The organism is Pedobacter sp. UC225_61 (genome assembly GCF_044452285.1).
Taxonomy (GTDB): Bacteria; Bacteroidota; Bacteroidia; order Sphingobacteriales; family Sphingobacteriaceae; genus Pedobacter.
This window is the reverse complement of record NZ_JBIOAL010000001.1, coordinates 2,074,978-2,097,780: the sequence shown is the minus strand read 5'-3', so window position 1 is coordinate 2,097,780 and position 22,803 is coordinate 2,074,978. Positions and strand designations below refer to the sequence as shown.

Sequence of the window (22,803 nt, the reverse complement as noted above, 5' to 3'; positions counted from 1 at the left end):
CTGCAATTGAAACAGAATCAACCAAATAAACTTAAATTACCCTAATGAATAGAGCAAAAGCCCTTATCTGCATTATCATACCTATTTTATTAGCTTATGTCTTAAATACTAAGTTTGGAGATACCCCACCAATACTTAAATTTTTAAATCCTTTTACTGGTTTTTGGCAGAATGCCGAAAGTAATATGATTACTGCAAACAAGAAAATTGCTCTTAAAGGCGCACATGATAAGATTGACATTCTTTTTGATGATAGAATGATTCCTCATGTTTTTGCTCAAAACGATCATGACGTGTATTATGCACAAGGGTATGTAACGGCTATGCATCGCCTTTGGCAAATGGATTTTCAAACTAGATTTGCTGCAGGAAGAATTTCTGAAATTGTTGGAAAAAAAGCAATTGAAGTAGATAGATATCAACGTAGGATGGGCATGGTATATGGTGCTGAAAATTCTTTAAAAGGAATGATGGAAGATCCGAAAGCTAGAGAAATGATTTTGGCTTATACCGCAGGAATTAACGATTATATCCACTCATTATCTAGCGCAAACCTACCATTAGAATATAAATTATTAGATTTTAAACCAGAAGATTGGACACCTATCAAATGCGCTTTATTGCTTAAGCAAATGTCTGCGGTTCTGGCAATGGGTTCTGATGAATTTTACATGACCAATATTCTTAAAAAGTTTGGACCAGAAATTACTAAAGATCTTTTTCCAGATTATCCTTTTAAGGAAGACCCTATTATTCCTGTAGGTACAAAATGGGATTTTACTCCACTTCCAATTCCACCGACACCAAAGGGATACACGGAAATGTTGACTGGAAATGTACAAACAAAGCAAAAGATAGAGGGAATTGGCAGCAATAATTGGGCTGTTTCTGGCGCTAAAACAGCTTCAGGATATCCTATATTAGCAAATGATCCGCACCTAGATTTAACCCTACCTTCTATTTGGTATCAAATTCAATTACATGCTCCTGGTTTAAATTCTTATGGAGTTTCACTACCTGGTGCTCCAGGAATTATTATCGGATTTAATCAAAATATAGCTTGGGGTGTAACCAATGTTGCAGCAGACGTTTTAGATTTTTATCAAATTAAATTTAAAGATAATAGCCATAAAAATTATTGGTGCAATAACGAATGGAAAAATACAACCCAGCGACTAGAAAAAATTAAAATTAGAGGTTCAGCAGATGAAATTGACACGGTTTATTATACTCATCAAGGACCTGTAGTTTATTTTCAAAAACCTAAATATAGCAAAGCAAGTAATGTTCCGATTGGAAATGCCTTAAGATGGATTGCACATGATAAATCGAATGAGTTAATGACTTTCTATTATTTAAATAGAGGTAAAAACTATGCTGACTATAGAAAAGCCCTAACCTATTATACGGCTCCTGCACAGAATTTTGTTTTTGCAAGTGCTGATAACGATATTGCTATTACGCCAAATGGTAAATTCCCATTGAAATGGAAAGATCAAGGTAAATTCATTTTAGATGGTTCAGATCCTGGAAACGATTGGCATGGATGGATTCCTGCATCGCAAAATCCGACAGTTAAAAATCCACCTCGCAACTTTGTAAGTTCTGCTAATCAATCTTCTACGGATACAACTTACCCATATTACATCAATTGGGAATTTTCTCCCTACGAACGCGGAAAGAGAATTAACGATAGACTTACCGCTATGACGAAGGCAAATGTTGATAGTATGCGTAATTTGCAGCGTGATTCATACAGCATAATCGCAGAAAATTTATTGCCTTATATTTTACCATTGGTTGACTCTACACAACTAAACGCAACTCAAAAAGAAGCATTAAATATTACCACAAAGTGGAATAAATTTTTCGAAGCTAAAGAGGTTGCTGCTAGTATTTTCGACTTATGGAACAAACGCTTAAACTATGATATTTGGGATGACGAATTTACTATCGCAAATATCCCAATGCGTTATCCATCAAGAGATCGTACCATAGAATTGATTCAAAAAGACCCAAACTCTAAATGGTTTGATAATGTAAAAACCAGTCAAAAAGAAACTTTAAAAGATTTAGTGAATGAATCATTTAAATTCACCTGTGATAGCTTAGAAAGAAAATACGGTGCAATTGGCAAAAATTGGAATTGGGGTAAAGTTAAAAACACCAATGTGCCGCATTTAGCTAAAATCCCAGGTTTTGGTTCTAAAAAACTGTTAATTGGTGGCGGAAAAAGTACTGTTAATGCACTAAGTGAAAGCAATGGACCATCGTGGAGAATGGTGATTGAATTAGGTAAAACACCTAAAGGTCATGGCGTTTATCCAGGCGGCCAATCTGGCAATCCAGGGAGTCCATTTTATGATAATATGATTGATACTTGGGCAGAAGGCAAACTTTACAATTTATTCTTTATGCAATCTCCAGATGATAAATCGGGCAAAATAATTTCTCATTACAAAATTTCAAAAAAATAAATATGGTTTTTTTAGTCATCATTATAGCCTCTTTTTTACTACAACTAGTTTTGCCTTGGTGGGTAATTATCATCATATCTTTCGCCACCTGTGGCCTAATTGGTAAAACCGGTAAAATATCTTTTTGGCAACCATTTTTAGCAATTTTTGTGCTTTGGCTAGGAATGGCTTTATTTAAAAGTTTACCAAATCACAATGTTTTAGCTACTCGAGTTGCTGAAATGTTAAGCGTTAAACTTTGGCCCTTAGTCCTATTAATTACCGCCTTATTGGGTGGTTTAGTAGCTGGGATTAGTGGTTATTGCGGTCATCATTTTAGAAAAGCAGTAATTAGCCTGAAAACGCCCGCCTAAATCTATATTTCTTCGTATTTTTGTGCAGTGAACATAACTCCTGAACAAATTTTTTCTATTGATAATGAAGTCTTTTTTAATGAAGTGGCTTTAGCTGTATTTCAGCATCAAGAAAAAAATTGCGAAGTATATCATGATTACATTCATCACCTGAAAATTGATTTAACTTCCATAAATAATTACAAAAAAATTCCTTTTCTACCCATTAGTTTCTTTAAAACTCACGAAGTTTTAAGCTCAAAATTAAACCCTGAAATTATTTTTAGTAGCTCGGGAACTACTGGCCAAACTACTAGCAAACATTTAGTCACCGATGTGACTATTTACGAGCAAAGTTTTAACAAAGCTTTCGAACAATTTTACAACGATGCAAAAGAGATTTGTATTTTAGCCTTACTCCCATCTTATTTAGAGCGAGAAGGTTCATCTCTAATTTACATGGTTGATGATTTACTAAAACAAAGCGAACACCCAAAAAGTGGATATTTTTTGCACAACCTTGATCAGCTTTTCACCACTTTATTAGAATTAAAAAAGACTGGTCAAAAAACGATTTTAATTGGCGTAACCTATGCCCTATTAGATTTCGTAGAACAATTTAAAATTGATTTTCCTGAGTTGATTGTGATGGAAACTGGCGGAATGAAGGGCAAACGTAAAGAAATGGTTCGTGAAGAATTACATGAAGTTCTATACGCGGGCTTTGGTGTAAATCGCATTCATAGCGAATACGGAATGACGGAGTTGCTTTCTCAAGCGTATTCTTATGGCCAAGGAATTTTTAATTGTCCACCTTGGATGAAAATTCTATTAAGAGATACCTCGGATCCTTTAAGTTTAGTTCAAAACAAACAAAGTGGGGGTATTAATATAATCGATTTGGCAAATATCAATTCCTGCTCTTTTATCGCTACACAAGATTTAGGAAAGTTTCATTCAGATGGAAGTTTCGAAGTTTTAGGTAGATTCGACAATGCTGATATTAGAGGTTGCAATCTTTTGGTACAATAGGGCACAAAAAAACCCATACTTTTCAGTATAGGATTTTAGGTTGTTAATTGGTAAATTATTCAGCAATTAACAAGAAATAATTCTTCTTTCCTTTTTGAATGATAATAAATTGATCGTTAATTAAATCTGTTGTTGAATAAGTTATTGTAATCTCTGCAACTTTATTTTTATTCACACTTAATCCACCACCCTGAATAGTTTTTTTAACCTCTCCTTTTGACGGAAATACAGTTGTTTTCTCTGCTAAAAGTGTAGCGATATCAATCCCATCTCTAAGTTCTGCTTTCGAAATTGTAAATTGTGGTACACCCTCAAATATCTCCAATACACTTTTAGAATCTAATGTTTGGAGAAATTCTAAAGCTCCATTTCCAAATAAAAATTCAGAAGTTTTAATGGCGGTTTCTAAAGCTTCTTTCGAATGCGTTCTAACCGTAATATCTTCAGCTAATGCTTTTTGTAAAACACGTAAATGCGCAGCTGCATCATGTTCTTCTTCCAGTTTTTCAATCTCTTCTTGAGTTTTTAACGTGAAAATGCGTATCCATTTTTTCACATCGTCATCAGAAGAATTTAACCAAAATTGATAAAATTTATATGGAGAAGTTTTCTCAGCATCTAACCAAATAGCACCACTTTCTGTTTTACCAAATTTAGTTCCATCGGTTTTTTTAATTAATTGTGTAGTAATGGCATATGCAGTTCCTTGATCCTTTCTTCTAATCAATTCGGTTCCCGTAACAATATTTCCCCACTGATCTGAACCACCCATTTGAATTACACAATTATGATGTTTCCATAAATAATAGAAATCATACCCTTGTACCAATTGATAACTAAATTCAGTAAACGACATGCCTGTTTCACCTTCCAAACGTTTTTTAACGCTATCTTTTGCCATCATATAGTTCACCGTAATGTGCTTTCCTACATCACGAATAAAATCTAAAAAATTCATGTTTTTGAACCAATCGGCATTATTTACCATTTGAGCAGCATTAGCTCCAGTTCCAAAATCCAAAAAACGACTTAATTGAGTTTCTAGTTGTGCTAAATTGTGATTTAGTATCTCTGTTGTCAACAAATTACGTTCAGCAGATTTACCCGAAGGATCCCCAACCATACCTGTTGCACCACCTACCAAAGCCACCGGTTTATGTCCAGCTCTTTGAAAATGGATTAACGTCATAATTTGAGTTAAGTGTCCAACGTGTAAAGAATCAGCAGTCGGATCAAAGCCAATATAACCAGCACACATGCCTTCGTTCAGCTTATCTTCGGTGTTTGGCATAATATCATGCAACATTCCTCTCCAACGCAATTCGTCAACAAAATTTGTCATTACTTATTATTTTAGCTCGCAAAGATAGTTTTTTAAGCAGAAAGCCCAAAGTTGAAACTGACCTTATCTTGATATTCCACACTAGCTACTTTATACTTTAACAATTATCTTTACGATATGAACTTCCTTTCGCATTTTTATTTTGAAAGAGAAAACCAAGATGAAAACATGGTTATCGGAACAGTTTTGCCCGACTTGGTTAAAAATGCACACAAGGATTGGAATTTCTACCCTCAAAAAAAGGAAGAGCTTTTTACAGAAAATCATCAATTAAATTCCTTATTAAAAGGATGGAAACGACATTTAGAAGTCGATCTATTATTTCATTCATCTGATTTTTTCAATACTGAAACTACAAAACTTAAAAAACTACTTATTCCTATACTTCAAAATAGTCCTGTACGTCCATCATTTTTAGCACATATTGGTGTAGAATTAGTTTTAGATCATTTATTGGTTGAAGATAATATCGTAAACATCAATTTATTTTATGATCATTTAAATAAAGTTGACGATGAAGTTTTAAACGCGTTTTTAAAAAATTGTGGAAGTACAGATACCGATAAATTCTTTAGTTTCTTAAACGGTTTCAGGTCAAGCAGGTATTTATTAAGCTATCAAAAATTAGAAAACATCAGCTATGCTTTACAACGAATTTGCATGCGTTTGTGGCCTCATCCTTTAAATGAAACAACTGTTGGACTATTAAACGAGCAGTTAGCGATTTACAAAACTTCTATTAAAAAAAATTATCTGTCCATTTTCAATGAAATAGACGGCAAGCTTTTGAAAAAATAAGCTAGTGGTTTAAGCCGTTTTTTTATATTTGTTGTATGTCGATTTTTGCGGTAAAAGAACAAATGGATGCCCTGGTTGCTGAGTTAAATCAGCACACCTATAATTATTATGTATTAGCAATGCCTACCATTGCCGATTACGAATTTGATCAAAAATTAGAGCAACTTGCTCAACTTGAAAAAGAATACCCAGAGTTTGCTGATCCAAATTCCCCTACTCAAAAAGTTGGTGGCGACATTACCAAAAATTTCGTTACTGTAAAACATAAATGGCCCATGTTGTCTTTGGGCAATACGTATAATGAACAAGATTTACGTGATTTTGATGAACGTGTTAAAAAAGCCATAGGCGATGATTTCGAATACGTTTGCGAGCTGAAATTTGATGGATTATCCATTAGCTTAACCTATGAAAATGGTGTTTTAGCAAGAGCTGTTACACGTGGTGACGGTACACAAGGTGATGATGTAACTACAAATATTAAAACAATTCATACCATTCCGCATCAAGTAAAAGGAGAAAATATTCCTGAAGTTTTCGAAATTCGCGGTGAAGTTTTTATGCATCTTGCGGCATTTGAAAGGTTAAATAAAGAACGTGAAGAATTAGGCGAAGTACCATATGCAAATCCACGAAATTTTGCCAGTGGGACAGTAAAAATGCAAGATTCGAAAGAAGTACGCAAACGTCCGTTAGATTGTTTTTTGTATGCTCTTTATAGCGACAAACAATTAGTTAAGACACATTGGGAAAGTTTACAAACTGTAAAAGGTTGGGGATTTAACATTTCTGAACATAGCAAACTGAGCAAGAACATAGATGATGTTTTAGATTTTATTGCCTATTGGGAAGATCATCGTTTTAAATTAAGTTATGATATTGATGGTATTGTAATTAAAGTGAATAATTATGCGCAACAACAAGAATTAGGCTTTACTGCTAAATCGCCCCGTTGGGCAATTTCCTATAAATACAAAGCTGCTGAAGTACAAACTATTTTAGAAAAAGTTACCTATCAGGTTGGAAGAACTGGGGCAGTAACACCTGTTGCTAACCTTAAACCTGTTTTATTGGCTGGTACAACTGTTAAACGAGCAACTTTGCACAATGCAGATGAGATTATTCGCTTAGATTTACATGAAGACGATACTGTTTTTGTAGAAAAAGGTGGAGAAATTATCCCGAAAATAATTAAGGTCAATTTAGAGTTGAGAAAGCCAAATTCTCAACCAATCGTTTATCTTACACATTGCCCCGAATGCGGAACAGCATTACTTAGAAAAGAAGGTGAAGTTGCATTTTATTGTCCAAATGATGAAGGTTGTCCACCACAAATAGTAGGTAAAATACAGCATTTTATTGGTCGCAAAGCGATGAATATTGATGGACTAGGTGATGAAACTATCGAAACTTTTTACCAAAGGGGATTAGTGGCTCATATTAGCGACTTATATACGCTACATGAAAAAGCAGATGAACTTAAGTTGATTGAACGTTTTGGTGAAAGATCAATAGAAAACATGTTAAGGGGTATTGAAAACTCTAAAAAGATGCCTTTTGAAAAAGTACTTTTTGGTTTAGGGATACGCTATGTTGGCGAAACTGTCGCTAAAAAATTAGCCAAAGGTTTAAAAAACATAGATAACTTAGCAAATGCGTCAATTGAAGAATTAACTGCAGTTGATGAAATCGGTATACGTATTGCTGAAAGTATACAAGAATATTTTAGTAAAACCGATCATTTAAAGCAAATCGAACTACTAAAAACAGCTGGTTTACAATTTGAAGTGGAAGAAAAGACAATAGTCTATCAAAGCGATAGATTATTAGGAAAAACTTTTGTAATTTCGGGCGTTTTCGAAAAGTACAGCAGAGAAGAATTAAAAGCACTTATTGAAGAGAACGGCGGTAAAATTCTTAGTGGCATTTCGGCTAAATTAAATTACCTAGTCGCCGGCGATAACATGGGACCTTCAAAACTAGAAAAGGCAACAAAATTAAATGTTCCTTTAATTAGTGAAGACGAACTGTTAACATTACTCGAATAAACATCAAAACATAGTTTTGAGATTGAATAAAATAATTGACTAATTAAAAAATGAACAAATTTCACGGTACTGGTGTAGCCTTAGTTACACCTTTTAACACAGACGGATCCGTAGATTATCAGGGTTTAAAAAAACTGATTAATCACCTGGTTGATGGAGGTATAGATTACCTTGTATCCTTAGGTACAACAGGCGAAACTGCTACATTAAACAAGGACGAGAAGAAGAAGGTGTGGGATTTTACTGCTGAAATTAACAATAATCGTTTACCATTAGTTGCTGGCATTGGTGGCAATGACACACTAGCTATTGGAGAAACCATTAAAACTTTTGAAAACAACAATTATAGCGCTGTACTTTCTGTCAGCCCTTATTACAGCAAGCCAACGCAAGAAGGAATTTATCAGCATTACAAATATTTGAGCGAATTAAGCGAATTACCTATCATTTTATACAATGTACCTGGTCGGACTGGAAGTAATATGAGTGCAGAAACTACGTGTCGTTTAGCACATGATTTTAAAAATGTAATAGCAACAAAAGAAGCATCTGGCAGTTTTGAACAATTCAATCAGATTATGAGAGATAAACCAGAAGATTTTCTATTAATCTCTGGTGATGATCCAATTGCTTTACCCATGATTTCAATTGGTGCAATTGGTGTAATTTCAGTAATTGGAAATGCTTTGCCTCAACTATTATCTGATATGATTAGATTATGCTTAAAAGGAGATTTTGCTAAGGCTTTACCAGCACATTTAAGTTTACTAGAAATAACACGGTTGATGTTTGCAGAAGGAAATCCTGCCGGAGTAAAAGCTACATTAAAACAATTGAACATTTGTGATGATGTAGTAAGACTTCCACTTGTTAAGGCTTCTACAACGCTTAATAAAAGCTTGGCTGCACAATTAGAAAGCTTAGCTATACCAGTATAACCCATAAAAGTTACCACATAAAAAAAGCGCCTCGGTTATGGGCGCTTCTTTTTAAACAAGAATGCTAATTAAGCTTTGTTTTTAGTTTCTTGAATCTCTAAACGAATGCTTTGAGCTAAGTTTTTAAGATCTTGCATACCTTTACGCACACGTGTACCTGCTGCGCTGTTTGCTTTGTTGTAGAATTTGTCTGCATCAGCTTCTAAAGCTGCAACAAGTGCTTTAACTTCATTAAATTTTTTCATTTTTTAATTACTCCTTTTTAGTTTTTTTTAAGGTTTTGATTAATACTCTATACTAAAGTAAGAGGTTTATTTTAATAAAAAAATTTTTGCAACAATAAAAAAGTGCTTAAATACCTGTTTTTTTCCACATTTTAGATGGTTATAAACAACTGAGGTATCTAAAAATATAGTTATTTAATTGATTTACAGTATTTTACATTATTTATGAAATAAAAATGCCCTCTACAGTGTTGTGAGGGCATTTTTTATATTTTATTCTGTGGCTGAGAATTTATTCTCTTTATAATACCCACTTTTTAGTTTTTCAGACACTTCGCTAAAGGCATCCAATGTTCGTTGTACATCTTCCATTGTGTGTACAGCTGTAGGAATAAGCCTTAACTCTATCATTCCCTTTGGTATAACTGGATATACTACAATCGAACAGAAAATACCATAATTTTCACGTAAATCCATTGTTAAAGCTGTAGCTTCTAATAACTCTCCTTTTAAGAAAACCGGAGTAACTACTGTGTCTGTAACACCGATATCAAAACCACGTTCTTTTAATCCTTGTTGTAAAGTTGTAGCAACTTTCCACAATTTTTCTCTTAACTCTGGATTGTTTTTCAACAACTCTAAACGCTTCAATAAACCAATTACCATTGGCATTGGTAATGCTTTCGCAAATGTTTGAGAACGTAAATTATATCTAAAGTAGTTTGTTAATTCTTCTGTTGATGCTACAAAACCACCAATTCCTGCCATAGATTTAGCAAATGTTCCAAAATAAACATCAACACCATCAATGCAATCTTGAGCCTCGTGAGTACCTGCTCCAGTTGGTCCCATTGTACCGAAACCATGTGCATCATCAATTAACAAACGGAAGTTAAACTCTTTTTTAAGTTCAATGATTTCTTTTAATTTACCTTGAGCTCCTGACATTCCGAAAACTCCTTCAGTAATAACTAAAATACCGCCACCGGTTTGTTCTGCTAATTTACTAGCTCTTTCTAATTGTTTACGACAATCTGCAATGTTATTGTGTTTATACACAAAACGTTTGCCCATGTGTAAACGCAATCCGTCAACTATACATCCATGCGATTCACCATCGTAAACCACAACATCGTTTCTATCTACCAAAGCATCAATAATAGAAACCATACCTTGATAACCGTAGTTTAATACAAACGCATCTTCCTTACCAACAAATGCTGCTAACTCTTGCTCTAATTGTTCGTGATATTTAGAATTACCAGACATCATACGTGCACCCATTGGGTAAGCCATACCAAATTCTGCTGCTCCTTTTGCATCCGCTTCTCTAACTTCTGGGTGATTAGCAAGGCCTAAATAGTTGTTTAAACTCCAAACCAAATGCTCTTTACCTCTAAAATTCATGTGTGGTGCAATCTCTCCCTCTAATTTAGGAAAAGAGAAATATCCATGAGACCATTTTTGGTGTTGCCCGATTGGGCCCATGCGTTTTGCTACTTTATCGAAAATATCCAATGTTATCTGTTTTTAGTGTGATCTGTTTTTGTGGTGCAAATTTACGCTTAAAATACCTATTTAACAACTCGTTAAAGGAAGATTTATAGCACAAAAAAAAGCCTTAGCAATTTTCATTGTTAAGGCTTCGTATATTTATTTATTTGGTTTATTAATCAACGTTATCGTGTAAAAATGAATTATTTGGTCTAATTTCTGTCGATCCATCTTCATCATTGCTTAATGTAAATCTAGAAACTTGCGATTCTGAAGAATGTTGAACTTGTTGTAATTGCATTTGCTTACGCTTATACGCTGGCTCATTTTCTAATTCTTGTAAACCATTTGTAGTACGCAATTTCATGCTCAAATCTTTAAGTCTTAGAATTCTCTCTTTAGATTTTTTTAACTGATCTTCAATTGATTCATCGTTTTTATCATCATCAGCACCAACTTCCTCTATTTCTGCAATTGGTTCTGGAATACTAATCTCTTCTTCAATCTCAAATTCTGCAACTGGAGTTTCAAATACGAAATCAGTTTCTGAAAGCTTTACTTCAAATTCGAAACCTGCTTCTTGCACAGCTTCAGCCATTGGAGCTTCTTCCTCTACTGTTAACTGATGAACAATAGTTAAGTTTTCTTCTTCCTCTACTTTAGGTGTTCTATTTAAGTTAAATAAGTCTCCAAACAAATCAGATTGTTTTGGCTCATCTTGTACTTTCAAAACAGGTTCATCACTTACAACCTCTTGTTTAGCTTCGATAAAAGAATTTACTGGCTCAACTGGTCTAACTAATGGTGCCTCTTCTGGAGTTAATAAAGAGATTTTTTTAACATTCTGTTTATCTTTTGCTCTTTGCTCAGTAGTTTGGAAACCAGTCGCAATAATAGTTACTGATAATTTATCGCCTAAGTTTTCATCAATACAATTACCCCAAATTAAATCAGCAGAAAGACCTGCTTTATCTTGAATATAATCTGTAATGATTGTAACCTCATCCATAGTTACTTCACGTACACCCGAACTGATATTTAATAAGATATATCTAGCACCTTCAATTTCGTTATCTTTTAACAATGGTGATGCCAAGGCACCTTCTACTGCTGCTAAAGCACGATTTTCACCTTCTGCAGCATAACTACCCATTATCGATACACCACTGTCTTTCATTACAGTGCGTACATCTTTAAAATCAACGTTGATATAACCAGGAACTGTAATAATTTCTGCAATGCCTTTAGCGGCAGTTGTTAAAATATCATCCGCTTGTGCGAATGCTGAACCCAGTGTTAAGTTTCCGAAGATTTCACGCAATCTATCATTAGAGATGACTAAATATGAATCTACATACTTTTTCAATTCATCTAAACCATCGTCAGCTTGCATTTTACGTCTTTTACCTTCAAAAGCGAAAGGTGTAGTAATAATAGCAACTGTTAAAATATCAAGTTCTTTTGCAGCTTGAGCAATAATTGGACTAGCACCTGTTCCTGTACCACCGCCCATACCAGCTGTGATAAAAAGCATTTTGGTAGTGCTACCTAACATTGCTTTAATGTCGTCTATGTTTTCAATAGCCGAATTTTTACCAACTTCTGGGATTGAGCCTGCACCCATCCCTTCTGTTAAGCTAGAACCTAATTGTACTTTATTAGGAATAGGGCTAAACTCCAATGCTTGCGCATCAGTATTACAAATAATAAAGTCTACACCAGTAATTCCTTGACGGTACATATGGTTTACCGCATTACCTCCACCGCCACCAACACCAATAACTTTGATGATTGATGACTTATCTTTTAACATTTCGAACTTCATATCGTTATGAATCAGTTGTTTAAAAATTGAAATTTTCTGTTCATCTCTTTTGTAATATTAACACTTTTTTAACAGGCGTTTTCCACAAGTGTTAATAATGTGGAAAAATCCTGATTTGTGGAAAAATATTACGGTTTAATGTAATCTTCGTCGCTTACATTCATATCATCCTTGATGAATTCTGTAGTTTTTTTAAGTAGTTTATCAAACAAACCTCCGCCACTACGTTTTTTCTCTTTTTATTGCCGTAGGCTGTTCTACAAAAACTCCAGGTTGCTTCATTTCTTCCAACAATTCTTCTGCTTTTTGAATTCCTTTTATCAACAAACCAACACTTGTTGCATACATTGGACTTTTCAAATCATCGTAAATTGTTTTCGGCATATCTTCGTATTTAGATAAGTGCTCGTTTGGATATCCCACACGGCAATCTAAACCGGTTACGTACTCTACCAATTGGTTTAGATGTTTTAATAACGCTCCGCCACCAGTAATTACTACACCACCAATCAATTTTTTCTCATATCCAGAAGATTTAATTTCATAATAAACGTGCTCAACTATCTCTTCCATACGGGCTTGGATGACATATGCTAAGTTTTTTACAGAAATTTCTTTTGGCTCTCTACCTCTCAATCCTGGCACACAAATAATTTCATTTTCTTTATTTTCTTCGGCTAACGCTGATCCAAAACGAGTTTTTAACAACTCTGCTTGGTTACGCATTACAGAACACCCTTCTCTAATATCTTCAGTTACACTATTGCCGCCAAATGGGATTACAGCTGTGTGGCGAATAATTCCTTCGTGGAAAATTGCAATATCTGTAGTACCACCACCTATATCAACTAAACAAACTCCTGCTTCTTTTTCTTCATCGCTCAACACCGATTCTGAAGATGCAAGAGGCTCTAAAATAAGCTCTTGTGTTTGTAAACCTGCATTGGTTACACAACGCATGATATTTTTAACAGCAGTTACTTGACCAGAGATAATATGGAAATTCGCTTCCAAACGAACTCCTGCCATGCCAATTGGGTCTTTGATGCCTGGCTCATTATCAATGGTAAATTCTTGAGGTAATACATGAATGATTTCTTCGCCTGGGGGCATAACTAACTTAAACATATCGTCTACCAATTTGTCGATATCTTTTTTGCTAATTTCATTATTTAACTCTCTACGCGTTAAAATTCCGCGATGTTGTAAACTCTTAATATGCTGACCGGCAATACCTACGTTTACTACACGGATTTCAACATTAGATTGACTACTTGCCAATTCTACTGCTGAGGCAATACCCTGCACCGTTTTTTGAATATTGGAAACAACACCACGCGTTACTCCAGCAGATTCTGCTTTCCCAATACCTAAAACTTCAATTTTATCGTGATGTGTTCTGCGGCCCACAATAACACAAATCTTTGTTGTACCAATGTCTAATCCTACTACGATTGGTGATTGAATGGTAGATTTTTCTTTGCCCATAACTTTATTGTTTTGTTGAGTTTGTTATTTATTTTTCTTGGTATCTGTTTTCTCTTTTTGTTGTAGCAACTTGCTTAGGTTTATCTTTTGCAGTTGCTGTTTTTGCAGGAGTTGTACTTGCTTTAACAACTACTTTTTCTGCTGGTTTTTCTTTTGCGCTAACTGGTTTTACAACTGCTGTAGTATTAGTTTTTGGTGTTACTTTTTTTGCTGCAACAACATCATTTGACGCCTTTTTAATTTCATCTTGTATTGCATCCTTTATTAAAAATCCACTTCTTTTTTAGCAACAACTGCGCTATCAATTACTGTAACTACTGTAGCTTTTTTAACAGCTAATGAATCATACTTCTCGCAAACAATTTGATTTACATATTTCAAATTGATGGTTTTATAGGCATTCCATCCAACTAATGGCATTGCTTGTTTATAAAAAGCCAATAAATTATTCATTTTAATTTCAAGCGAATCTGCATTGCCTAAAATAATTCGTTGATTACCTACACGGGGAATTAACTCTATATCGCTTTTCTCATTCACATACATTTGTTCAATCTGTGCATCCCATAAAGTATCCTTCTTTATAAATAAGGCTGCTTTGTATAAATCAGATGCAAGTGGTGTAAATAATGTATCAACCTTACCTCCAAATCCTTCTAATATATTTCCTGTAGCAACAAGAACATTGGCAGTAAAGTTTGGTGACATTGGCATTTTTAAGCCATCACTATCAATATAATAATCTTGTCCGCCAGCATTTAAAATTCTTAACACAGGTTGACGTTGTTTAACTTCAATATTTATAACTCCATTCATATCTGCATAAACTTTTGCAAATGCGATGTATGGGTTAGCTTTTAATGTTTTTTCAATTTGATGAATATTAATCTGCTCTAAATTACGTCCTATTAAGTCTCCTTGACTTTGTTTTAATATCGCATCAATCTCTTCCCTCTCAATAAAATTATCTGCCCCTGGAATTAATATTTTAATATTAGTACATTTTACTTCATGTTTTTTAATTTCAATAAAACTCATCAGCACAACCACACCTGCTAGGCAAACAAGCCATGCAAATCCTTTAAAAATCGCTTTCCAATTAATTCTCCTAAGCATGATTTAAGGCATTTTTTAACGGTTCTACTAAGGTGTCAATATCTCCCGCACCAACTGTCAAAAGTAGTTCAGGATTTTTATTCTTTATATGTTGCACCACCGATTCTTTTCCACATAATTCCTTGTTTACAACGGTAATTTTATCTAGTAACATCTGTGAATTAATACCTTCAATAGGCATTTCTCTCGCTGGATAAATTTCTAATAACACCACATCATCAGCTATGCTTAAAACTTTTGCAAAATCATCTGCAAAATCACGAGTTCGCGTAAATAAATGAGGCTGGAATATTACTGTTAATTTCTTATCAGGATGTAATTGTTTAACCGCATCAAAACACGCTCTTAATTCTTCTGGATGATGTGCATAGTCATCAATGTAAATATGTTTTGATGTGTTTACTTGTTTTTCAAATCTGCGTTTCACACCTTTAAAAGAAGCGACAGCCTTTTTAATGCTTTTTGGATGAATACCCAAACTCAGCGCAACACCAATTGCAGCAACTGCATTTTCTACATTATGTCTGCCTGGCATTGCCAAGTTTAACTCTTTAATTGTAGTGTACCCATCTTCGAAATCGAAAACAAAATTTCCATTTTCTACATGAATATTACTCGCTCTTAATGCAGAGTTTTCTGTTGCACTATACGTTATTCCATTTAATGGCAAACCATCCTTAACAAATAATTTACCATCTGTTTTTAATTGATTTGCGAACAAGTGGAATGATTCATGCAAATGGCTTTCATCTCCATAAATATCCAAATGATCTGCATCCATTGAAGTTACAACAGCTACATCAGGATGAAGCGTCAAGAAAGAACGATCGTATTCATCAGCCTCTACAACGACTACATTATTCTTTCCAAATAGGACATTACTGTTATAATTACTTGTTATACCACCTAAAAATGCAGTACAGTCAAAACCAGTATCTGTTAAAAGATGAGCAATCATTGATGAAGTTGTAGTTTTACCATGTGTACCTGCTACGGCAATGCAAAACATACCTTGACTAATGATTCCTAAAACTTCAGAACGTTTTTTCAAGCTAAAACCATTATTTTTAAAATGGTTTAAAATATTAGAGTTTTTAGGAATTGCCGGAGTGTAAACAACCAATGTATCTTCATGATTTTTTTGAAAGCACACTGAAACTGCAGATTCTTCGTCTAGATATGTTATCAAAATCCCCTCACGTTCTAACTCAATTGTTAAATTAGTTCTAGTCTTATCGTATCCACAGACCACAACACCGCGTTTAGCAAAATAACGAGCGAGAGCACTCATACCGATACCACCGATACCCACAAAATACACTCTATTTATAGTTGCCAATTCCATTTTATGACCTATTAACTAATTTCAATACTTCTTCTGCAATTATTATGTCGGCATCTTTTAATGCCATTTTACCTATATTTTCACTTAATGATTTACAACGTGTTCCATTTTCTAATAATTTCAATGCTTCAGCAACTAAAGTATCTTCAGCTGAGCGATCGTTAATTAAGATTGCCGCATCATTTTTAACTAAAGCCATCGCGTTTTTTGTTTGATGATCTTCTGCAACATTTGGTGATGGAACCAAAATCACTGGCTTTTTAATTAAACACAATTCAGCAATAGTTCCAGCGCCAGCTCTAGAAATAATTAAATCTGCAGCAGCATAAGCTAAATCCATTTTATTTAAAAATTCTAAAATGCAAACATTCGGATGGTAGTCTAAACCCAATCTTTCGATGATGCCTTTGTAATAAAACTTACCAGTTTGCCATACTATTTGCACATCTTGTGCGATAATTTCAGGCAAATGCTTTTCAATACTTTTATTCAAGGTTCCAGCACCTAAACTTCCGCCAGTAATTAATATGATTTTCTTTAAAGGATCTAATTTTAATAATTCAGCACCCGCATGATGCTTTCCTTCAATCTCAACTATATTTGTTCTAACAGGATTTCCAGTTTTCAATAGTTTATCCGCTGGAAAAAATGTTTCCATTCCATCAAATGCAACACAAATTTTAGAAGCATTCTTGCCTAATAGCTTATTAGTTATACCTGCATACGAATTTTGTTCTTGTATCAAATACGGGATTTTCTTTAAAGATGCTGCATACAATAATGGCCCAGAAGCATAGCCTCCAACACCAACAACTGCATCTGGCTTGAAATCGGAAATTAATTTCATCGCCTTGCGCACACTTGAAATTACTTTAAAAGGTAAATTCAAATTCTTTAAAATTGATCCTCTTTGTATTCCACTTATATTTAATCCCACAATTTTATATCCAGCAGCTGGAACTTTTTCCATTTCCATTCTTCCCACTGCGCCCACAAAAAGTATTTCACAATTTGGCGAAATACTTTTCAATGCATTGGCAATGGCAATGGCGGGAAAAATATGCCCACCTGTGCCACCTCCAGATATGATAATTTTTGGGAAATTATTCATTGTTATTATTTTATGCCATTGCTGGGATTTCTCCAACAATAACTTTTTCTTTTTTACTACTATGTTCTTCTACATCTCGGCTTACACTTAAAATAATACCGAATGCTATACTTGTAAATATCATTGACGTACCACCCATACTTACTAATGGCAAAGGCACACCTGTTACAGGACCTAATCCAACCGCTACCGCCATATTTGCAAATGCTTGTATGGTTAAGCTAAAACTTAATCCTGCTGCCAGCAACGCACCAAATGCCTTGGGACTTCGCGTGACAATTCGTACACATCGGTAAAGCAAAACCAGGTATAGCACTACAATGGCTAAGCCTCCAACTGTTCCATATTCTTCGATAATAATGGCAAAAATAAAATCAGAATATGGGTGAGGTAAGAAGTTACGCTCTGTACTATTACCCGGCCCTTTACCAAATAACCCACCACTTGCCAAAGCAATTTTTGAATGATTTGCTTGGTAATTCTTATCGGAAGTTTGTTTTTCTGGATGCATGAAAGCATTAATACGTGATTTATAGGTATCTCTCCTTGGCCCTAAAAAAACCACGAACATTAATAATACCAATCCGCCAGCACAAACTATTGCAATTTGTTTAATACTAATACGACCTATAATCAGCAATAAAATACTTACGCCAAACAACATTAATGCAGTAGATAAATTGGCTAAAGCGATTAATATAAATACTACACAAACAGAACCCATAATTGGCACGAATGAGTTTTTAACATCTTTTATGTTCTCTTGTTTTCTAGTTAACATTCGTGCTAAAAAGGTAATTAAAGCCAATTTTGCTAAATCGGAAGTTTGGAAAGTTAATCCAATTACTGGAATTTTTACCCAACGAGATGCATCGTTAATACTGCTTCCAAATATTAATGTGTAAAACAAAAGAGGGATAGTAACGATCATTAAAATTTTAGAAATTCCTGAATAGTATTTATAATCTAACAGGTGCGAAATATAAATCATCGCAATACCTAAAAGCACAAAAATGACGTGTTTATATAACAAGTATTTTTCGACTGTTATTCCTTTTTTATAAGCAATTGCTCCAGTTGCGCTATAAACCGCCATAATAGAAATCAGCGATAACATTATGATTATCAACCAAATCCATCGATCTCCTTTTGTTCTTTCTAAAAGTGCGTTGATATTAAACATTTTATAATTCTTTTACTGCTGCTTTAAATTGGTTACCTCTATCTTCGTAGTTTTTAAATAAATCGAAACTTGCACATGCTGGAGATAATAATACTGTATTTCCTTTTTTAGCTAAATGATACGCGACTTGAACTGCTTCTGCTGCGGAAAAAGTATTTACAATAATATCTACATCATCTTCAAAAGCTTCGTGAATACGTTTATTGTCTTTGCCCATACATACAATGGCACTGACTTTACTACGCACTAAATCTTTAAGCATTGTATAATCATTCCCTTTATCTACACCACCCATAATTAAAACCACATCCGAACCCACACTTTCTAATGCATACCACGTAGAATTTACATTCGTTGCCTTAGAATCATTGATGTAGGTCACATCAGATATTTTTGCAACAAACTCCAAACGATGCTCAATATTTTTGAAGTTACCCATGCTTTCGCGGATGGTTTCATTACGTAACTCTAAAACTTTGGCTACTATGCCCGAAGCCATAGAGTTGTAAATGTTGTGCTTGCCCTGTAAAGCTAACTCTGAAATTGACATGGTGAATGGTTGTTTAAGGTGTGTGTTGATGTGTATAGTTTGGTCTTCTAAGTAGGCGCCTTCTTCTACTTTTTTACGAATTGAAAAAGGATATCGCTTAGCATTGATTTTAGTTTTTTCTAGAGATTTGATTGTTTCTTCATCATCAGCGCAGTAAATGAAAAAATCTTTATCAGTTTGATTTTGAACAATGCGCATTTTTGATGCAGCATAATTTTCTAATTTATAATCGTATCGGTCTAAATGATCAGGAGTAATGTTTAACAAAACAGCGATGTCTGCTTTAAAAGCATACATATCATCTAGCATAAAGCTTGATATTTCTAATACATACCAATCGTACTCACCATCACAAACTTGAACTGCAAAACTTTGCCCAATGTTTCCACCTAAGCCTACATTTACACCTGCATTTTGAAGAATATGATACGTCAACATTGTTGTAGTTGATTTACCATTTGACCCTGTAATGCATATAGTTTTGGCAGTAGTATATCTTTTTGCAAACTCAATTTCCGAGATTACTGGAATGTTATTTTTAACTAATGCTTTAACAATAGGCGCTGTACTTGGAATACCTGGACTTTTTATCACCTCAGTTGCATTCAGTATCAACTCGTTTGTATGCTGTTTTTCTTCAAAAGAGATATTCAATTCTTGCAAAGTTGATTTATAGCGATCAGCAATAGCACCAAAATCAGATACAAAAACATCAAAACCATGCTTTTGCGCCAACTTTGCCGCACCTACTCCGCTTTCACCTGCTCCAAGAATTACAATTCTCTTTGTTTCCATTTAGCGTAGTTTTAAGGTTACGAATGTGATAATAGCCAGCATAATGCCGATAATCCAGAAACGGGTTACGATTTTTGCTTCATGGTATCCTTTTTTCTGATAATGATGGTGCAAAGGCGACATCAAGAAAATTCTTCTTCCTTCGCCAAAACGTTTCTTAGTGTATTTGAAATAACTTACTTGTAGCGTAACCGATAATACTTCGATTAAAAACACACCACATAAAATTGGAATTAATAATTCTTTACGAATCATAATTGCGAAAACCGCGATAATACCACCAATAGTTAAACTTCCGGTATCACCCATAAAAATTTGGGCTGGATAAGAATTATACCATAAGAAACCCACACAAGCTCCTACAAAAGCGCCAGCAAAAATGATCAGCTCTCCAGAGTTGGGAATGTACATGATATTCAAGTAATCTGCAATCACCGTATTACCAGAAACATAGGCCAAAATACCCAGTGTTATTCCAATTATGGCGGATGTTCCTGTTGCTAAACCATCAATCCCATCTGTTAAATTAGCTCCGTTTGACACAGCCGTAACTATTGTGATGACAAAAAACAAGAATACAATTAGTGCATATTTCTCATAATCTTTACCTAAGAATTTAAGTACTTTAGCATAATCGAACTCATTATTTTTATAAAAAGGAACATTTGTTTTCGTCGATTTTACATCTTGTGTATAATAAAATTTCTCTCCTTTTTGTCTTAAAATCATCGGAGCAGTGTTTTTAGAAACTACACTATCATCAACCGTTTGTCGTACTACGATATTTGAATTGTAAAACATAGTTAAGCCAACAATAATGGCTAAACCAACTTGTCCTACGACTTTAAATCTACCAGCTAAGCCTTCCTTATTTTTTCTAAAAACTTTAATATAATCATCAACAAACCCGATTACACCCATCCACACTGTGGTAATGATCATTAAAATAACATACACATTGGTGATATTGGCAAACAACAATGTCGGAATAAGAATACCCAACAAAATCATGATACCACCCATTGTTGGCGTGCCTTGTTTTTGCATTTGGCCTTCTAAGCCTAAGTTTCTAACAGTTTCACCAACTTGTTTACGGTGTAAATAATCTATAATTCTGCGACCATAAACTGTAGTGATAATCAACGATAAAATAATAGATAACGATGCTCTGAATGTAAGATATTGGAACAACCTTAATCCAGGAAAATCATAGTGCTTATGCAGATATTCGAATAATAAATATAACATTAGTTGATTTGGTTTAGTTGTTCGATTAACACTTCTTTATCGTCAAAATGATGTCTCACACCATTAATTTCTTGGTATTTTTCATGACCCTTTCCTGCAACTAGAATAATATCTCCCGGTTTTGCTAGATGACAAGCTGTTTTAATCGCTTCTTTTCTATCTAAAATGCTTAAGGTTTTTCGCTGATTAGTTGGCGAAACCCCTTTTTCCATTTCGGTAATAATTATGTGTGGATCTTCTGTTCTTGGATTATCTGATGTAAGAATTACTTTATCGCTCCAATCGCATGCAACTTGTGCCATAATTGGTCGCTTAGTTTTATCTCTATCACCGCCACACCCCAATACCGTAATCACTTGTTCTGTACCTTTTCTAATATTTGCAACTGTACTTAATACATTTTGAACGGCATCTGGTGTATGTGCATAATCTACTATCCCTATAATTCCTTGTTTCGAAACGATATAATCAAATCTACCTTCGGCACCAGCCAAAGTGCTTAAAATGGTCAATACCTCTAACTTATCTTGATCTAATAGAATTGCAGTTCCATAAGCTGCTAATAAGTTATAGGCATTAAATGAGCCCACCATTCTAAAATGGACATCTAGATCATCAACGTTTAAGTGCAATCCGCTGAATTTATTTTCAATAATTTTCGCCTTAAAATCAGCCATTTGTTTTAAAGCGTATGTCTTTTTAGTTGCTTTTGTGTTTTGCAACATCACTTTCCCGTTTTTATCATCAACATTTGTTAAGGCGAATGCAGATTTTGGCAAATGGTCGAAAAATTCTTTTTTAGCTTTTAAATAATTATCAAATGTTTGATGAAAATCTAAATGATCATGAGTGATATTAGAAAATACTCCGCCTCCAAAAGTTAATCCCGCAATGCGATGTTGAACTACCGCATGAGAACTCACTTCCATAAAGCAATATTCGCAATCTGCATTTACCATATCCTGCAATAAAGAATTTAAAGCAATTGGGTTTGGTGTTGTATGCGTAGCGGGAATTATATTTTCATTTATATGATTTTGAACAGTAGAAATTAAACCAACACTATAACCTAACCCACGAAACAATTGAAATAAAAGCGTTGCAATTGTAGTTTTGCCATTGGTACCTGTAATACCAATTAACTTCAGTTTAGTTGATGGATTTCCGTAAAAATTACTAGCAACTACACCTAAAGCAATCGAAGAATTTGCTACCTCGACATAGGTTACAGTCGATACTATCTCGGCAGGTAAAATTTCGCAGATGATTACAGTTGCACCAGCAGCTATAGTTTGTGCTATATATTCATGGCCATCAACCACTGTTCCTTTTACTGCAAAAAATAAAGTATTTTCAGTTACCTGGCGGGAATCAAAAGCCAAAGCGGCAACCTTTTGATTAGGCTTTCCCGTCAAACTTTTAATTGCTACACCATATAATAAATCTTGCAACTGCAT

The 22,803-nt window shown here is 34.4% G+C and carries 17 protein-coding genes and 1 pseudogene; 6 read left to right on the top strand and 12 right to left on the bottom strand.

Annotated elements, in window-relative coordinates; all coding sequences use genetic code 11:
- Positions 1–44: 44 nt before the first annotated feature.
- Genes ACHMWN_RS09725 through ACHMWN_RS09715 form a run of 3 tightly spaced genes read left to right on the top strand, consistent with a single transcriptional unit; the run spans position 45 to position 3,841 of the window.
- Positions 45–2,477 carry a penicillin acylase family protein gene (locus ACHMWN_RS09725; RefSeq protein ID WP_397300259.1) on the top strand — a complete coding sequence of 811 codons (2,433 nt, stop codon included), beginning with the start codon at positions 45–47 and terminating at the stop codon, positions 2,475–2,477.
- Between the two features lie 2 nt (positions 2,478–2,479).
- Complete coding sequence (locus ACHMWN_RS09720) at positions 2,480–2,830, top strand: hypothetical protein (protein WP_397300256.1); 351 nt, start codon at positions 2,480–2,482, stop codon at positions 2,828–2,830.
- Positions 2,831–2,857: 27 nt separating this feature from the next.
- Positions 2,858–3,841, top strand: coding sequence for an acyl transferase (locus ACHMWN_RS09715; RefSeq protein ID WP_397300254.1), 984 nt, complete (start codon positions 2,858–2,860; stop codon positions 3,839–3,841).
- 55 nt (positions 3,842–3,896) lie between these two features.
- On the opposite strand, the gene tyrS is transcribed toward ACHMWN_RS09715, so the two are convergent.
- Positions 3,897–5,183: a tyrosine--tRNA ligase gene (gene tyrS, locus ACHMWN_RS09710; protein ID WP_397300251.1), complete on the bottom strand. Its 1,287-nt coding sequence runs from the start codon at positions 5,181–5,183 to the stop codon at positions 3,897–3,899.
- Positions 5,184–5,300: 117 nt separating this feature from the next.
- Between tyrS and ACHMWN_RS09705 the strand changes: the two genes are divergently transcribed.
- From ACHMWN_RS09705 to dapA, 3 genes are read left to right on the top strand one after another with little or no spacing between them, the layout of a single operon-like run.
- Positions 5,301–5,981 carry a hypothetical protein gene (locus ACHMWN_RS09705; RefSeq protein ID WP_397300249.1) on the top strand — a complete coding sequence of 227 codons (681 nt, stop codon included), beginning with the start codon at positions 5,301–5,303 and terminating at the stop codon, positions 5,979–5,981.
- 35 nt (positions 5,982–6,016) lie between these two features.
- Complete coding sequence (ligA, locus tag ACHMWN_RS09700; protein WP_397300246.1) at positions 6,017–8,029, top strand: NAD-dependent DNA ligase LigA; 2,013 nt, start codon at positions 6,017–6,019, stop codon at positions 8,027–8,029.
- 50 nt (positions 8,030–8,079) lie between these two features.
- Positions 8,080–8,967: a 4-hydroxy-tetrahydrodipicolinate synthase gene (gene dapA, locus ACHMWN_RS09695; RefSeq protein WP_397300243.1), complete on the top strand. Its 888-nt coding sequence runs from the start codon at positions 8,080–8,082 to the stop codon at positions 8,965–8,967.
- A gap of 68 nt (positions 8,968–9,035) precedes the next feature.
- Here dapA and ACHMWN_RS09690 read toward each other — a convergent pair whose 3' ends face one another.
- The 11 genes and pseudogenes from ACHMWN_RS09690 to ACHMWN_RS09640 form a co-directional block, all read right to left on the bottom strand.
- On the bottom strand, positions 9,036–9,212 hold the full coding sequence (locus ACHMWN_RS09690; protein WP_397300241.1) for a histone H1: 177 nt from the start codon (positions 9,210–9,212) through the stop codon (positions 9,036–9,038).
- A gap of 252 nt (positions 9,213–9,464) precedes the next feature.
- Positions 9,465–10,709: an aminotransferase class I/II-fold pyridoxal phosphate-dependent enzyme gene (locus tag ACHMWN_RS09685; RefSeq protein WP_397300239.1), complete on the bottom strand. Its 1,245-nt coding sequence runs from the start codon at positions 10,707–10,709 to the stop codon at positions 9,465–9,467.
- 151 nt (positions 10,710–10,860) lie between these two features.
- Positions 10,861–12,510, bottom strand: coding sequence for a cell division protein FtsZ (gene ftsZ, locus ACHMWN_RS09680; RefSeq protein ID WP_397300237.1), 1,650 nt, complete (start codon positions 12,508–12,510; stop codon positions 10,861–10,863).
- Positions 12,511–12,638: 128 nt separating this feature from the next.
- Positions 12,639–13,998, bottom strand: a pseudogene (gene ftsA / locus ACHMWN_RS09675) (cell division protein FtsA).
- A 264-nt stretch (positions 13,999–14,262) separates the two neighbouring features.
- Positions 14,263–15,114 carry a cell division protein FtsQ/DivIB gene (locus ACHMWN_RS09670; RefSeq protein WP_397300235.1) on the bottom strand — a complete coding sequence of 284 codons (852 nt, stop codon included), beginning with the start codon at positions 15,112–15,114 and terminating at the stop codon, positions 14,263–14,265.
- Complete coding sequence (murC, locus tag ACHMWN_RS09665; protein ID WP_397300233.1) at positions 15,107–16,459, bottom strand: UDP-N-acetylmuramate--L-alanine ligase; 1,353 nt, start codon at positions 16,457–16,459, stop codon at positions 15,107–15,109. The genes ACHMWN_RS09670 and murC overlap by 8 nt, the downstream gene beginning before the upstream one ends.
- 1 nt (position 16,460) lies before the next feature.
- Positions 16,461–17,570 (bottom strand): undecaprenyldiphospho-muramoylpentapeptide beta-N-acetylglucosaminyltransferase, encoded by a 1,110-nt coding sequence (gene murG, locus ACHMWN_RS09660; protein ID WP_397300231.1) that lies wholly within the window; start codon positions 17,568–17,570, stop codon positions 16,461–16,463.
- 10 nt (positions 17,571–17,580) lie between these two features.
- Positions 17,581–18,753, bottom strand: coding sequence for an FtsW/RodA/SpoVE family cell cycle protein (locus ACHMWN_RS09655; RefSeq protein ID WP_397300228.1), 1,173 nt, complete (start codon positions 18,751–18,753; stop codon positions 17,581–17,583).
- Position 18,754: 1 nt separating this feature from the next.
- On the bottom strand, positions 18,755–20,098 hold the full coding sequence (gene murD / locus ACHMWN_RS09650) for a UDP-N-acetylmuramoyl-L-alanine--D-glutamate ligase (RefSeq protein WP_397300225.1): 1,344 nt from the start codon (positions 20,096–20,098) through the stop codon (positions 18,755–18,757).
- The gene (gene mraY / locus ACHMWN_RS09645; RefSeq protein ID WP_397300222.1) at positions 20,099–21,346 is read right to left on the bottom strand and encodes a phospho-N-acetylmuramoyl-pentapeptide-transferase; all 1,248 of its coding nucleotides are present in this window, start codon (positions 21,344–21,346) and stop codon (positions 20,099–20,101) included.
- The gene (locus ACHMWN_RS09640) at positions 21,346–22,803 is read right to left on the bottom strand and encodes a UDP-N-acetylmuramoyl-L-alanyl-D-glutamate--2,6-diaminopimelate ligase (RefSeq protein ID WP_397300220.1); all 1,458 of its coding nucleotides are present in this window, start codon (positions 22,801–22,803) and stop codon (positions 21,346–21,348) included. Before ACHMWN_RS09640 ends, mraY begins: the two co-directional genes overlap by 1 nt.

Coding starts and splice junctions, on each gene's coding strand:
- ACHMWN_RS09725 (WP_397300259.1), top strand. CDS start 45: ATGAATAGAGCAAAAGCCCTTATCTGCATTATCATACCTATTTTATTA.
- ACHMWN_RS09720 (WP_397300256.1), top strand. CDS start 2,480: ATGGTTTTTTTAGTCATCATTATAGCCTCTTTTTTACTACAACTAGTT.
- tyrS (WP_397300251.1), bottom strand. CDS start 5,183: ATGACAAATTTTGTTGACGAATTGCGTTGGAGAGGAATGTTGCATGAT.
- ACHMWN_RS09705 (WP_397300249.1), top strand. CDS start 5,301: ATGAACTTCCTTTCGCATTTTTATTTTGAAAGAGAAAACCAAGATGAA.
- ligA (WP_397300246.1), top strand. CDS start 6,017: ATGTCGATTTTTGCGGTAAAAGAACAAATGGATGCCCTGGTTGCTGAG.
- dapA (WP_397300243.1), top strand. CDS start 8,080: ATGAACAAATTTCACGGTACTGGTGTAGCCTTAGTTACACCTTTTAAC.
- ACHMWN_RS09690 (WP_397300241.1), bottom strand. CDS start 9,212: ATGAAAAAATTTAATGAAGTTAAAGCACTTGTTGCAGCTTTAGAAGCT.
- ftsZ (WP_397300237.1), bottom strand. CDS start 12,510: ATGAAGTTCGAAATGTTAAAAGATAAGTCATCAATCATCAAAGTTATT.
- ACHMWN_RS09670 (WP_397300235.1), bottom strand. CDS start 15,114: ATGCTTAGGAGAATTAATTGGAAAGCGATTTTTAAAGGATTTGCATGG.
- murC (WP_397300233.1), bottom strand. CDS start 16,459: ATGGAATTGGCAACTATAAATAGAGTGTATTTTGTGGGTATCGGTGGT.
- murG (WP_397300231.1), bottom strand. CDS start 17,570: ATGAATAATTTCCCAAAAATTATCATATCTGGAGGTGGCACAGGTGGG.
- ACHMWN_RS09655 (WP_397300228.1), bottom strand. CDS start 18,753: ATGTTTAATATCAACGCACTTTTAGAAAGAACAAAAGGAGATCGATGG.
- murD (WP_397300225.1), bottom strand. CDS start 20,098: ATGGAAACAAAGAGAATTGTAATTCTTGGAGCAGGTGAAAGCGGAGTA.
- mraY (WP_397300222.1), bottom strand. CDS start 21,346: ATGTTATATTTATTATTCGAATATCTGCATAAGCACTATGATTTTCCT.
- ACHMWN_RS09640 (WP_397300220.1), bottom strand. CDS start 22,803: ATGCAGTTGCAAGATTTATTATATGGTGTAGCAATTAAAAGTTTGACG.